This is a genomic window from Streptococcus sp. A23, assembly GCF_043674155.1.
Classification (GTDB): Bacteria; Bacillota; Bacilli; order Lactobacillales; family Streptococcaceae; genus Streptococcus; species Streptococcus suis_V.
Genome location: NZ_JBIMJP010000001.1, coordinates 46,439 through 60,399 on the forward strand (window position 1 = coordinate 46,439; position 13,961 = coordinate 60,399).

A 13,961-nucleotide genomic window follows, 5' to 3' on the forward strand; every position below is an offset into this window, starting at 1 on the left:
AAAAGAGTTAGTGAGCAGGAGTTTAGTTTTGTGGCGAGTCAAAGCATCAAACTCTTTATGTCACCAATTGAAGTGCATAGTGTCTCTGATATTTTACAAATCCACAAAGTGCTCTTTGGAGAAATCTATGGTTGGGCTGGAGAATATCGACGGGTCAATATTTCTAAAAGTGGCCATGCCTTTATGCCAATTCAATCCTTTGGAACAGCAGAGGAGTATTTGAACCGTTTAATTCGCCATCATATTGAAGAAGCCAGTAGCCGGTCAGAGATTTGCAAGAGCTTGGTAGATATTTTGGACAATCTATATTATTTTCACGCTTTTCGTGATGGCAATGGTCATACCCAACGTGAGGTCATTCGTTCTCTAGCACTTATGAAACAATAGGAATGTGAAATTTCCATTGGTGAAGATGATGAAGATATTTTTGCAACTGCACTAGCTCCATTAGTAGTAGAAGACGGGGTAAAGTCCACAGAGCTTGAAGAAAAAGAATGGTTGTTATCTAACGATCGTCAAGTAGCTGATTATCTTTTGGAACAGCAGAGGAGTATTTGAACCGTTTAATTCGCCATCATATTGAAGAAGCCAGTAGCCGGTCAGAGATTTGCAAGAGCTTGGTAGATATTTTGGACAATCTATATTATTTTCACGCTTTTCGTGATGGCAATGGTCATACCCAACGTGAGGTCATTCGTTCTCTAGCACTTATGAAACAATAGGAATGTGAAATTTCCATTGGTGAAGATGATGAAGATATTTTTGCAACTGCACTAGCTCCATTAGTAGTAGAAGACGGGGTAAAGTCCACAGAGCTTGAAGAAAAAGAATGGTTGTTATCTAACGATCCTCAAGTAGCTGATTATCTTTATGGACTTCCTGCGGAGCGTTTGGCTTCGTTGATGGGAAATGCTGGTATTCGTATGTCTGTCTTTCCGCACCTGTATAAAGATGGGGTAGTCATTCCGAAGGAAGGATTTGATACTTCAAATTATAATGATGTGCCTCTACTTTTAATAACAGGAACTAGTGAATTTTCTTTATTCACAGCTTTCGATCCCTATTTTGCAAATTCTGTGACAGATGGCAGTCTATTTTCAGATGCTGACAAATTAAAAGAATTTATATTTACTGAATCATATGGTAGTGCTCTGTATCGTCTGTCTAACACTGTAAATAGTGCTAGAAAATTGCAAGGAACATATAAATTACCAATATACATTGGAGAAATTTCTTATGGAGATAATGCAGAGACTACTCCAAAAACAGCTCAGTTGTTGGGTGCGTTTCATGGAGTATTTGAACCCTTGCTTCAACAACCATCAAATTATGCAACATTTATTGGTGAGGATTTTGAAGCCGACGGTAGCAAGCAATTAATTCAACAGTTTAAAGCATATTTGAAAGAATTCATCGCAAATGGTAGTCCTAATGGAAAAGATTTACCACAATGGAAAAAGTGGATAGCAGGTGGGAATCAAGTGATGAAGTTTGACGCTAGTCTAGAAAATGCAGAAATTGAATTGGGTGAAGATTCACAAACTGCTGAGGATATTGTCGTGAACCTTCGAGCAGATAGCACTTTATCTGCAGATAAAAAACAAGTTTTAATTGACAATGTGTTGAACGGTCGCTGGTTCAGTCAACCATTGGATGGTTTGAAGGTTAATGAATAGTTTATTTTTGATGTATTAAAAAATATAAAAGTAAAAAGCAACACAAGGTGTTGACAACGGTCAAATAAAAAATAAAGTGGTTGGCAGTGCCAATCACTTTTTTGAATCTTGTTTAGCAATGAAGAAAATCCTTATCTCGCTCAGGAATGCCCGCCTCATCACTCTGATAGCGTTCAGCGGTGACAGTCAGCTGGTACTTGCTTCGCAAGTCTAAGATCTCCTGCATCATTGGGGAAGCATGGTGGATATCTAAGGCGGTTTGGTCCGTCCAACTATCGACCAAGAGGATGGAATGGGGATCATCGAGCGGTGCAAAGTATTGATAATGTGTATTCCCAGCCTGCTGGCGAATGCGGTCAGCAATGCCACTAGCTTCCATTTCCTGAGCGAAAGCACGCGCATTGCTAGCTGGTCCAGTGTAGTAGAGGTGCATGGTGATCATAGTATAAGATATAGAGGGCGCTAAGCGGACACTGACAAAATATAGTCTTTTAGTTTACTTTTAGTACTAGGCAATGAGCTGCAGGCAGTACTGAAGTACGGCAAAGCGAATTAACGAAGTAATAAAAGAAAAACTAAATGACGTAGGAAACAGAACGACGATGCAAGCGTCGAGTTCTCGTTTATCTTTTTATCACAGTCCGTAGCCCGTATTTAGTTCAACCAAATATGGAGGCCCTAGTCCTTTCTATTATTTATCAAAATTAGTATAGGTCCTATTCTTCCGCAATTGTTTGCGATAGCTGCTAGGGGTGGTATGGTAGTATTGTTTGAACTGGCGGTTGAAATTGGATAAATTATTAAAGCCAACTTCGGTCGCAATTTCAAGCACAGGTTTGAGAGTGTTTGTCAGGAGCTCGGTGGCTGCCCGCAATCGAACTTGGATGATAAATTCCATACAGGAAGTTCCTGTTTGTTGCTTGAAGATTGTCATAAAATGGGTTTTTGTATAGCCCATTTGCTCTGCTAGCTGCTCGATGGTGAGATTTTCTGCATAATGGTGTTGGATGTATTCAATCAACAACCGCAGTTTTTCATTTTTCCGATACATATCATCGGTATTTTTTCGGACGATGTAGCGGTAGCGGTAGAGCAGGTAGAAGAAGTCAAAGAGTCGGCTCTTGAGAGGTAGCTCAAAGTAAGGTGGCTGGTGTCTGACCAACTCAAAAATGGTGAGCAGGCATTGTCTAATTTCTGTGTAGCCAGGGTCTTGGGGCTGGATGCGTGGAATACACTTGAAAACATCTGTCTGTAAGGGTTGCAGGTAGAGCATACTGGTCTGATCCAGGTGAGATGCCCCCAGCATATCCAAGTGAAAGAGAAGGGTATCCGTTTCATGCCCCCGTTGCTCAATCGGATGGATGGAATGCGCAGCATTGGGTCGAATCAGGATAATATCACCAGCTTGACTATTGAAATAATCATAGTCGATATGGTAACGGGCCGTCCCTCCGTAAACATAGTTGATTTCAAATTCATTGTGCCAATGAAAGAGAATGTCAGGAATACCATCCATGACACAGGTATGGTAATACTTGTAGGGTAACAAACGACTATCGTAGTCAATGGTGTGCTTAAACTGTTTATCCGTTAATGGCGGTTGCATATATTCCTCCTATTCGTAGGATAGTATCATTATAGCATATTATTTGAGAAGAAAAGGGTTTCAAATCTGTTTATACTATATTTGTTAGAAAAAAGATAAGGGAGAAGGAACATGTCACGATTTCCAAAAAATTTCCTCTGGGGAGGAGCTATCGCAGCCAACCAGGCGGAAGGTGCCTATAATGTGGACGGACGCGGTTTAGTCCAGACAGACGTTACAACAGGAGGAACTGTCAACAGCCCCCGCTATACAACCTACATTGATAAGGACGGCAAGCCAGGTAAATATGCTTCTATGGGGCATGCTGGCGGTCATCTGCCAGAAGGGGCGACCTATGCCGTCCTAGAAGACCACTATTATCCAAACCACAAGGCTGTGGACTTCTACCACCGCTATAAAGAAGATATCAAGCTCTTCGCAGAAATGGGTTACTCCGTTTTCCGCTTGTCAATTTCATGGGCACGGATTTTCCCAAACGGTGATGATGCAGAGCCAAACCAAGCAGGTCTTGATTTCTATCGTTCTGTCTTTGAAGAATGCCGCAAATATGGTATTGAGCCATTGGTTTCCATTTGGCACTTCGATACACCTTTGAGCTTGGAGCAACGCTATGGTGGTTGGACCAATCGTAAGTTGATTGATTTCTATGTCCGCTATGCTGAGACAATTTTTAATGAATATAAGGGGTTGGTGAAATATTGGATTACCTTCAACGAGATTAACAACACTATCATGTTTTTGGATATGTTTAGTGAACCAACGGATTCTGATTACCAAGATGCCTACCAACACTTACATCACCAGTTTGTTGCCTCTGCCAAGGCTGTAAAATTAGGACATCAAATTGATCCGAACTATCGATTCGGAAACATGATTTGTGGCATCACTTTCTACCCAGGAACCTGTGACCCTGCGGATATTTTAGAAAATCAACACAAATGGGAACAGAATATTTTCTATTGTAGTGATGTTCAAGCCAAAGGTCGCTATGGTTCCTATGCAAACAGATTGTGGAAGGAACACAATGTGGAATTGCAAATGGAAGAGGGAGACCTAGAAATCCTTGCTGAAGGCAAGGTGGATATGTATACCTTCTCTTATTACATGTCAACAGTTGTGACCACTCATAAAGTGGAAGACACGGTTTCAGGCAACTTCTCAATCGGTGCCAAGAACCCTTACTTGACCTATTCAGACTGGGGTTGGGCTCAAGATCCGACAGGACTTCAATACTACCTTGAGAAAATCTACGACCGCTATGAAATTCCGATGATGATTGTAGAAAATGGTTTGGGAGCTTTGGATACAGTTGAAGAAGATGGCTCTATTCACGATGATTACCGTATTGACTACCATCGTGCCCATGTCAATGCTATGGCAGATGCCATTGCCAATGGTGTTGATTTGATTGGCTATACGACTTGGGGCTGTATTGACCTAGTATCAGCAGGAACAGGTGAAATGCGGAAACGCTACGGCTTTATCTACGTTGATATGGATGACGCTGGAAATGGGACACTTGCTAGAACACCAAAAGATTCATTCTACTGGTACAAGAAAGTCATTGCCAGCAATGGTGAAGATGTAGAATAGGAAAACGGCAATGTGCCGTTTTTCTTGAAGAAAGGTTGAAAATTTCGTGAAAATAGAACACCTTGCCATTTATACTCAAGATTTAGATGGCTTGCGTATCTTTTTTGAATCTTATTTTGGCGCAGAGTCGAATCAGCTTTATCATAATAAAAAAACGAGTTTCAAATCGTATTTCCTGACATTTGAACATGGAGCACGTCTTGAAATTATGACAAGAGATGATGTGATAGATAAGCCAAGCCAACTCAATCACCTAGGTCTCATTCACCTCGCTTTTAGTTTAGGGAGCAAAGAAGCGGTGGATAACTTAACAGCAAGACTTCAGCAGGATGGTTATCCCATTCTTAGTGGACCACGGGTAACTGGCGATGGCTACTACGAATCGTGTGTGTTAGGTTTTGATGATATTCAAATAGAATTAACATTATAAGGAGGTAAACAATGTCAAAAAAACAATTTCCAGAAGGTTTTCTGTGGGGTGGTGCAACAGCAGCCAATCAATACGAAGGTGGTTGGGATTTAGGTGGTCGTGGTCCTGCAACTTCGGATACTTCGCGTGCAGTGGCACCAGAAGAACGCAAAAGTATGGGAAGTGAGTTTACCAGCCCAATGACGCGTGAAAAGTTGGATTTTGCGCTTAACGATACGGAAGGACTATATCCAAAACGATGGGGTTCAGATTTCTATCATCGCTACAAAGAAGACATCTCTTTATTTGCAGAGATGGGTTTCAAAACTTTCCGTTTGTCAATTTCTTGGTCACGAATTTTTCCGAAAGGTGATGAACGTGAACCAAATGAGGAGGGACTAGCATTTTACGATGCTGTCTTTGATGAGTTGAATAAATATGGCATCGAACCTTTGGTCACATTGTCCCACTATGAGTTTCCAATTCATTTAGTTACAGAATATGGTGGTTGGAAAAATCGTAAAGTGATTGATTTCTTTGTTCACTATGCTGAAACAGTTTTCAATCGTTACAAGGGAAAGGTTAAATATTGGCTAACTTTCAACGAAATCAATATCCTTGGTATGACTGGTTACTTGTCAGGAGGCTTATTATTTGAAGATGGTCAACTGCATTTAGATGAGATGTATCAAGCAGTCCATCATCAGTTTATTGCTTCAAGTTTAGCAACTAAAGTAGCCCATGAGATTGATCCAGAGAATAAGGTTGGTTGTATGCTGGCGCGAATGGAGGCTTATCCGGCAACCTGTCATCCTGATGATGTGATGCATGCTATTCAAAAAGATCAGAGCAATCTCTTTTATTCTGATGTGCAAGTACGTGGGGCTTATCCACGCTATATGAAGCGTTTCTTTAAGGAAAACAATATTCAAGTACAGTTTGAACCAGGCGATGAGGCGATTTTGAAACAATATCCAGTCGATTTCATGAGTTTCTCCTATTATATGACTTCTGTTACACGGCATCCAAATAACCTAACACCAGAGCAAAAATCAACTGCAGGTAACTTGATTTTGGGAGAAGCAAATCCCTATTTAGAAGCTTCTGATTGGGGCTGGCAAATTGACCCAGTTGGGTTGCGTGTGACGCTGAATAAGCTATATGATCGCTATCAAATTCCACTTTTCATTGTAGAGAATGGATTGGGTGCTTTGGATACTGTTGAAGAAGATGGAGCTATTCATGATCCATATCGGATTGACTATTTGGAACGACATATTCAACAAATGTATGAAGCCATTGAAGATGGTGTGGAGCTTATGGGTTATACACCTTGGGGATGTATTGACTTAGTTTCTGCTTCAACGAGTGAAATGTCTAAACGCTATGGCTTTATCTACGTTGATGCAGATGATCAAGGCAACGGCAGTTTTGACCGTTCACGGAAGGCATCATTCTACTGGTATAAAGATGTCATTGCCAGCAATGGAGCCAATGTATTGACAGAAAAATAGGAGGTCTTATGACAAAAACGATTTATCTCATGCGTCATGGTGAAACCCTCTTTAATACGCAAAAACGAGTGCAGGGTTGGTCGGATTCTCCCTTGACAGAACGTGGTATCGCTCAGGCCCAAGCCGTTGGTCAGTATTTTAAGGAGCAGGGAATCGTCTTTACCAGAGCCTATTCTTCCACGCAAGAGAGGGCTACTGATACACTAAAATTAGTCACGGATGCTCCCTACCAACAGCTCAAGGGGCTCAAGGAGATGAACTTCGGGATTTTCGAAGCCAGAGAAGAAGAGTTGCTACCCAAGCATCGTCCAGGAGCTCGCTCTTTCGAAGACCTCTTGGTTCCATTTGGAGGAGAGGACATTCGAGCAGTTGGAAGTCGTGTCAAAGAAGCGATTCTCTCTGTCGCGGAAAACGATCCAGCTGATCCAATCCTCATGGTCAGTCATGGTGCAGCCATTTGGGGATTGGTGCAGGTTTTGGAGGTTACCTTTCCACCAGGCGTCTTCCTGCCCAACTGTGCCATTTGCCAGCTGACTGTTGAAAATGGGCAAATACGATTTGAAAAACTGATTGATTCCGCACATGATTTTAAGGTTTATGACTTCAAGTAAGGAGGTTTAGTATGAACTATCTTTACTTGATGCGTCATGGACAGACGCGGTTCAACCTCCAAGGACGGATTCAAGGTGCTTGCGATTCTCCTCTGACAGATGAAGGAAAGGAACAAGTACGGGCTGCTGGTCGGTATTTTCAAGAGCAGTCTATCTCTTTTGATAAGATTTATTCTTCCACTCAAGAACGGGCCTGTGATACGGCAGAATTGGTTACAGGGAGGACGGACTATGTCCGCTTGAAAGGGTTGAAAGAACAGGATTTCGGAGCCTTCGAGGGTCAACAGGAATACCTCAATCCTCCCTTACAGGGAGACATTGGCTACGGTGATTATTTTGTCACCTTTGGAGGCGAATCCTATCGAGATGTCCGAAAGCGTATGGAAGAAACCATTGGAGGCATTATGGAAGAAGCGGACAATCAATCCGTTTTAGTAGTTAGCCATGGAGCCGCCATCGCCCAATTTTTCAGACAGGTATTGACAGATTTTCCGCGAGTGCGGATGCGGAATTGTGCCATACTGACTTTTACTTATGAAGACGGTCACTACGATTTGCAAAGCATTGTGGATCCCGTTAATAAAGAAACTCTCTATCAAAAAGAAGGAAAGGAAAAGGAGAAAAAATGACAGTAACAAAAGTATTTCCAAAAGGATTTTTATGGGGTGGTGCAACAGCAGCCAACCAATGTGAAGGAGCTTACGATGTAGACGGACGTGGTCTTGCCAACGTCGATGTCGTGCCGATTGGCGAAGACCGTGGACCAATTATCACAGGTCGCAAAAAAATGTTTGACTTTGAGGATGGTTATTTCTATCCGGCTAAAGAGTCTATCGACATGTACCATCATTTCAAGGAAGATATTGCTCTCTTTGGTGAAATGGGCTTTAAGACTTATCGTCTTTCTATCGCTTGGACACGGATTTTCCCTAAGGGAGATGAGTTAGAGCCAAATGAAAAAGGCCTGCAATTCTACGAAGACCTCTTTAAGGAATGTCACAAATACGGGATTGAGCCTTTGGTGACCATTACCCACTTTGATTGTCCGATGCATTTGATTGAGCACTATGGTGGCTGGCGCAATCGCAAGATGCTGGAATTCTACGAGCGTCTTTGCCGGACTCTCTTCACTCGCTATAAGGGCTTGGTTAAATATTGGTTGACCTTTAATGAAATCAACATGATTCTTCATGCGCCATTTATGGGTGCAGGACTTTACTTTGAAGAAGGTGAAAATGTAGAAGAGGTCAAATACCAAGCGGCCCACCATGAGTTAGTGGCTTCAGCTATTGCGACCAAGCTTGCCCATGAAATCGACCCAGAAAACAAGGTCGGCTGTATGTTGGCGGCGGGTCAATATTATCCAAATACTTGTCATCCGCGCGATGTCTGGGCGGCTATCAACCAGGACCGTGAAAATTATTTCTTCATTGATGTACAAGCGCGTGGGGAATACCCAAATTATGCCAAGAAGCATTTTGAACGCGAAAACTTGAATATCGTGATGACAGAGGAAGATTTGACCCTTTTGAAAGAGTATACAGTTGATTTCATTTCCTTCTCTTATTATTCAAGCCGTGTGGCATCTGGTGACCCAGAAGTCAATGAAAAGACAGCTGGTAACATCTTTGCCTCTATCAAAAACCCATATCTGGATGCCTCAGAGTGGGGCTGGCAGATTGACCCACTTGGCTTCCGTATCACGATCAACTCTATCTGGGATCGCTATCAGAAGCCAATGTTCGTTGTTGAAAATGGTCTGGGCGCTGTCGATACGCCGGATGAAAACGGCTATGTGGCAGACGACTACCGGATTGATTACCTCCGCAAGCACGTTGAAGCCATGCGTGATGCCATTGTTGAGGATGGCGTAGAATTGCTGGGCTACACAACTTGGGGCTGTATTGACCTGGTGTCTGCAGGTACCGGTGAAATGAAAAAACGCTACGGCTTTATATACGTAGATCGTGACAATGAAGGTAATGGAACACTCAAGCGTTCTAAGAAAAAATCATTCGACTGGTACAAGAAGGTTATCGCCAGCAACGGTGCCGATATTGATTAATATAAAACAAGCCTCGTGCTTGTTTTTTGTTATAGTTTCCAATATAATAAAAGGTGGTTAACAATTTATAAAATCAAGGAGTCTAGCATGAAATACATTGTAAATAACAGTAACAATCCTGCTTATAATATCGCTCTCGAAGCCTATGCCTTCAAGGAATTGACCGATATTGATGAAATCTTTATTCTCTGGATCAATGAGCCTGCCATTATCATCGGTAAGCATCAGAATGCTATTCAAGAAATTAACAAAGAGTACACAGATGAAAACGGCATTCATGTTGTTCGTCGTTTGTCAGGTGGTGGCGCGGTTTACCACGACCTCAACAACCTCAACTACACCATTATTTCCAATAAGTCTGAAGAAGGTGCTTTTGACTTCAAAACCTTCTCCAAACCTGTGATTGACACGCTGGCAACTCTGGGTGTTGAGGCTAATTTCACAGGACGTAACGACCTTGAGATTGATGGGAAGAAAATCTGTGGAAATGCCCAAGCCTATGCTAAAGGTCGTATGATGCACCACGGCTGTCTCCTCTTTGACGTGGATATGACCGTCCTTGCCAATGCGCTCAAAGTTTCCAAGGACAAGATTGAGTCTAAAGGGGTTAAATCTGTCCGTGCGCGTGTGACCAATATCAATGATGAATTACCAGAAAAAATGACTGTTCTGGAGTTCAAGGATGCCATCCTTAACCAAATGAAGAAGGAATATCCAGATATGGACGAGTATGTCCTGACTGACGAGGACTTGGCTCGTATCCAAGAAATCCATGATACCCAATTTGGTACTTGGGACTGGAATTTCGGTCAAACGCCTGAGTACACTGTGGAGCGCAACGTTCGCTACCCAGCAGGTAAAATCACAACCTATGTGAAAACGGAGAGATCTGTTATCGAAAATATCAAGATTTATGGTGACTTCTTTGGTATCGGAGATGTTTCGGATATTGAGAAATTGCTGATTGGTACACGCTACGAATATGCGGACGTCCTTGCCAAGTTGCAAGAAATCGATACCACGCATTACTTCTCACGCATGACGACAGAAGAAGTGGCTAAGGCTATTGTAGCCTAAGGAATAAGGAACTTGGGTGTATTTTTAATCAGACACTCAGGCTCCTTTTCTTGTTATAGTTAAAACTTATAACAGAGCTTAGAAATTACCTATTGGATTCTTGAAGCGTTTTTTGTTATCCTAGAACAGTATCAAATTTGGGAGAACTTATGTCTAATAATTTACTTGTTTTACAATCGGATTTTGGTCTTGTTGACGGAGCGGTTTCAGCCATGATTGGTGTAGCCCTCCAGGAATCACGTGACCTTGTGGTTCACAATTTGACCCACGATATCACCCCTTACAATATTTTTGAGGGCTCTTACCGCCTCTTCCAGACAGTGGAATACTGGCCAGAAGGCACTACTTTTGTATCGGTTGTTGATCCAGGTGTTGGCTCCAAGCGTAAGAGCGTGGTGGCATTGACCGAGCAAAATCATTATATCGTTACCCCTGACAACGGTACTCTGTCTTTCATCAAGAAGCACGTTGGTATCAAGGCAGTACGCGAGATTTCTGAAGTGGCCAATCGCAGAGCTAATACAGAGCATTCCTATACTTTCCATGGTCGCGATGTCTATGCTTATACCGGTGCTAAGTTGGCATCTGGGCATATCACTTTTGAAGAAGTGGGGCCAGAACTGCGAGTAGAAGACGTTGTTGAAATTCCAACCGTTCCAACAGAACTTGGACAAGACTTTGTCAAGGGCGCCATCGACATTCTCGATGTTCGCTTCGGTTCTCTCTGGACCTCGATTACCCGTGAGGAGTTCTATACCCTCATCCCGCAGTTTGAAGACCGCTTTGAGGTGACCATTTACAACAACGATATGCTGGTCTACCAAAACCAAGTGACCTATGGCAAGTCCTTTGCGGATGTCCGCATTGGTCAGCCACTCTTGTATATCAATTCCCTCTACCGTGTTGGTCTTGCTATCAACCAGGGTTCATTTGCCAAGGCCTACAACGTTGGCGTCGGTCAAAACTGGCATATTGAAATCAAACGCATTGTTAACTAAACATATTTTTTAAGGAGATTTAGGATGAAAAATAATTCTATCAAAACAGTTGTCGCAACCGGTATTGGTGCAGCCCTCTTTGTGGTAATTGGGATTTTAATCAGCATTCCGACACTTGTTGTACCAAATACTTCGATTCAGCTTCAGTATGCTGTCCAATCCCTCTTTTCTGTTATCTTTGGTCCAGTTGTTGGTTTCTTGGTCGGCTTTATCGGTCATGCTTTCAAGGATTCATTGCAGTATGGTTCACCATGGTGGTCATGGGTTTTGGCATCAGGTGTATTTGGTTTAGTGCTTGGTTTTGCCAAAAATCGTCTTCGTGTCCAAGAGGGAATTTTCGAGAAAAAAGATATTCTTTCCTTCAACATTTTCCAAATTATTGCTAACGTAGTAGCTTGGGGAGTAGTTGCACCTGTTTTGGATATCCTGGTTTATAGCGAGCCTGTAAATAAGGTTTTTGCGCAAGGCTTGGTTGCTGGTATTGTGAATGGCCTGACAGTGGCTATCGCAGGAACAATTTTGGTGGCCGTTTATACCAAATCACAAACTCAAACTGGAAGTTTGTCAAAAGATTAAGAAATGTGCCTGAGAAGAGATTCTCAGGTATTTTTCTGTTATAGCTTCAAATCATAATAACATGCAAATAGTCCTACCATCGGAGCAGCTTGGGAAATTGCAGGCATTGAGGGAAGAATTGTCAGACCAATAGTTCAAATCAAGATTTTTGTATTTCTGCCGGATTCGGGGTATAATTTTACAGACTGTGTTATTGAAAAATAGCAGAGCTTCGAGCTGGTCAAATCGCTTGATTAGCGCTAATCTATTGCAAAGATTAAAGGAGAATCACACCATGTCAAAAGACATTCGCGTATTGCTATATTATAAATATGTTCCAATCGAAAATGCGGAAGCTTATGCAGCTGAGCACTTGGAATTCTGTAAATCGATTGGTCTCAAGGGTCGTATCTTGATTGCTGATGAGGGCATCAATGGTACTGTTTCTGGTGACTATGAAACAACTCAAAAGTACATGGATTATGTCCATGCTAACCCGCTTTTCAGCGACCTTTGGTTTAAAATTGATGAAGAAAATGAACAAGCATTCAAGAAAATGCACGTTCGCTATAAGAAAGAAATCGTACATTTGGGTCTAGAAGACAATAACTTCGATAGTGATATTGACCCGCTTGAAACAACAGGTGCTTACTTGTCACCAAAAGAATTCAAAGAGGCGCTTCTGGACGAAGATACCGTTGTTTTGGATACCCGTAACGACTATGAGTATGACCTAGGTCATTTCCGTGGCGCAATCCGTCCTGACATTCGCAACTTCCGTGAATTGCCACAATGGGTCCGCGACAACAAGGAAAAATTTATGGATAAGCGTGTCGTGGTTTACTGTACAGGTGGCGTCCGCTGTGAGAAATTCTCTGGCTGGATGGTCCGCGAAGGCTACAAGGATGTCGGTCAGCTCCACGGTGGTATCGCAACCTATGGTAAGGATCCAGAGGTTCGTGGCGAATTGTGGGATGGTAAGATGTACGTATTTGACGAGCGTATTGCAGTTGATGTCAACCATGTAGACCCAGTTGTTGTTGGTAAGGACTGGTTTGATGGCACACCATGTGAACGCTATGTCAACTGTGGTAACCCATTCTGTAACCGCCGCACGCTCATGTCAGAAGAAAATGAGCACAAGTATGTTCGTGGATGTTCTGCAGAATGCCGTGCCCATGAGCGCAACCGTTACATCTCTGAAAACGGCTTGACCCGCGAAGAATGGGCAGCACGTTTGGAGGTAATTGGTGAGAGCTTGGCACCAGTGCATGCTTAATTATATGTAGGAGTTTGGAGAAATCCGAGCTCCTTTTTTCTGCCATTTTCTGGAACCTTACACTTAATACTCATACTCAACTAAATTCAAAAATAGCCAACCTCCAATCTCTACGTACAATTGATTTGAGTTGGGAAGGAGATAGGTTTTGAATAACCTCTTGAAGTTTATCAATAACCTCATTCAAGCTTCTAAATATCTTATTCTTGAAACCACGTTTGCGGGTTTCGGCCCAGACTTGCTCAATAGGGTTCATCTCTGGTGTGTAAGGTGGAATAAAGGTAAATTCTATATTCTCAGGGATATTCAATGTCTGAGATTTATGCCAGACAGCATTGTCCATGACTAGAATAATGTAGTCATCTGATAAGCTTCTGACAATTGGTGTAGAAATTCATTCATCCAATTACTATTACAACCACATGCTAAATGGACAAAGCCCACTGATTTTACGCTAGCTGTTAGGTTCTGGTTTTCTGAGTAAAGAATGAGAGCCTGAATTTTTCTGTGATGTGGAGCATTTGTCTTGTCTCTGAGGGCTTGTTTTAATTCGTGAACTTGAGTGGGGGTGAGTTTGT

At 42.3% G+C, this 13,961-nt stretch carries 15 protein-coding genes and 1 pseudogene; 13 read left to right on the forward strand and 3 right to left on the reverse strand.

Annotated features, from left to right (window positions below; genetic code table 11):
* The first annotated feature begins 57 nt into the window (after positions 1–57).
* The 3 genes from ACHBIE_RS00270 (at position 58) to ACHBIE_RS00280 (ending at position 1,676) form a co-directional block, all read left to right on the forward strand.
* Complete coding sequence (locus tag ACHBIE_RS00270) at positions 58–387, forward strand: Fic family protein (RefSeq protein ID WP_394732426.1); 330 nt, start codon at positions 58–60, stop codon at positions 385–387.
* A 167-nt stretch (positions 388–554) separates the two neighbouring features.
* Positions 555–722, forward strand: coding sequence for a hypothetical protein (locus ACHBIE_RS00275; protein ID WP_394732427.1), 168 nt, complete (start codon positions 555–557; stop codon positions 720–722).
* A 111-nt stretch (positions 723–833) separates the two neighbouring features.
* The gene (locus tag ACHBIE_RS00280) at positions 834–1,676 is read left to right on the forward strand and encodes a hypothetical protein (protein ID WP_394732428.1); all 843 of its coding nucleotides are present in this window, start codon (positions 834–836) and stop codon (positions 1,674–1,676) included.
* 112 nt (positions 1,677–1,788) lie between these two features.
* On the opposite strand, the gene ACHBIE_RS00285 is transcribed toward ACHBIE_RS00280, so the two are convergent.
* Positions 1,789–2,118 carry an antibiotic biosynthesis monooxygenase gene (locus ACHBIE_RS00285; protein ID WP_172066968.1) on the reverse strand — a complete coding sequence of 110 codons (330 nt, stop codon included), beginning with the start codon at positions 2,116–2,118 and terminating at the stop codon, positions 1,789–1,791.
* 249 nt (positions 2,119–2,367) lie between these two features.
* Positions 2,368–3,282 (reverse strand): helix-turn-helix domain-containing protein, encoded by a 915-nt coding sequence (locus ACHBIE_RS00290; protein WP_394732429.1) that lies wholly within the window; start codon positions 3,280–3,282, stop codon positions 2,368–2,370.
* Positions 3,283–3,393: 111 nt separating this feature from the next.
* On the opposite strand from ACHBIE_RS00290, the gene ACHBIE_RS00295 reads away from it, so the two are divergent.
* From ACHBIE_RS00295 to ACHBIE_RS00340, 10 genes are all read left to right on the forward strand, one after another.
* Complete coding sequence (locus ACHBIE_RS00295) at positions 3,394–4,875, forward strand: family 1 glycosylhydrolase (protein ID WP_257104099.1); 1,482 nt, start codon at positions 3,394–3,396, stop codon at positions 4,873–4,875.
* 46 nt (positions 4,876–4,921) lie between these two features.
* Positions 4,922–5,305, forward strand: a complete 384-nt coding sequence (locus tag ACHBIE_RS00300; RefSeq protein WP_125266004.1) for a VOC family protein — start codon at positions 4,922–4,924, stop codon at positions 5,303–5,305.
* Between the two features lie 11 nt (positions 5,306–5,316).
* Positions 5,317–6,798 carry a 6-phospho-beta-glucosidase gene (locus ACHBIE_RS00305; protein ID WP_394732430.1) on the forward strand — a complete coding sequence of 494 codons (1,482 nt, stop codon included), beginning with the start codon at positions 5,317–5,319 and terminating at the stop codon, positions 6,796–6,798.
* A gap of 8 nt (positions 6,799–6,806) precedes the next feature.
* Positions 6,807–7,409, forward strand: a complete 603-nt coding sequence (locus ACHBIE_RS00310; protein WP_394732431.1) for a histidine phosphatase family protein — start codon at positions 6,807–6,809, stop codon at positions 7,407–7,409.
* A gap of 11 nt (positions 7,410–7,420) precedes the next feature.
* A complete protein-coding gene (locus ACHBIE_RS00315; protein WP_172063960.1) occupies positions 7,421–8,038 on the forward strand; it encodes a histidine phosphatase family protein in 618 nt (205 codons plus the stop codon).
* Positions 8,035–9,474, forward strand: coding sequence for a 6-phospho-beta-glucosidase (locus ACHBIE_RS00320; protein ID WP_105138495.1), 1,440 nt, complete (start codon positions 8,035–8,037; stop codon positions 9,472–9,474). The genes ACHBIE_RS00315 and ACHBIE_RS00320 overlap by 4 nt, the downstream gene beginning before the upstream one ends.
* Before the next feature lie 87 nt (positions 9,475–9,561).
* The gene (locus ACHBIE_RS00325) at positions 9,562–10,551 is read left to right on the forward strand and encodes a lipoate--protein ligase (RefSeq protein ID WP_172021242.1); all 990 of its coding nucleotides are present in this window, start codon (positions 9,562–9,564) and stop codon (positions 10,549–10,551) included.
* A gap of 149 nt (positions 10,552–10,700) precedes the next feature.
* Complete coding sequence (locus ACHBIE_RS00330) at positions 10,701–11,549, forward strand: S-adenosyl-l-methionine hydroxide adenosyltransferase family protein (RefSeq protein WP_394732432.1); 849 nt, start codon at positions 10,701–10,703, stop codon at positions 11,547–11,549.
* Positions 11,550–11,573: 24 nt separating this feature from the next.
* Positions 11,574–12,125, forward strand: a complete 552-nt coding sequence (locus ACHBIE_RS00335) for an ECF-type riboflavin transporter substrate-binding protein (RefSeq protein WP_172021244.1) — start codon at positions 11,574–11,576, stop codon at positions 12,123–12,125.
* A 274-nt stretch (positions 12,126–12,399) separates the two neighbouring features.
* A complete protein-coding gene (locus ACHBIE_RS00340) occupies positions 12,400–13,383 on the forward strand; it encodes a rhodanese-related sulfurtransferase (protein WP_105110867.1) in 984 nt (327 codons plus the stop codon).
* A gap of 76 nt (positions 13,384–13,459) precedes the next feature.
* On the opposite strand, the pseudogene ACHBIE_RS00345 reads toward ACHBIE_RS00340, so the two are convergent.
* Positions 13,460–13,821: pseudogene (locus ACHBIE_RS00345) on the reverse strand (transposase); the annotation flags it as partial.
* Between the last annotated feature and the right edge of the window lie 140 nt (positions 13,822–13,961).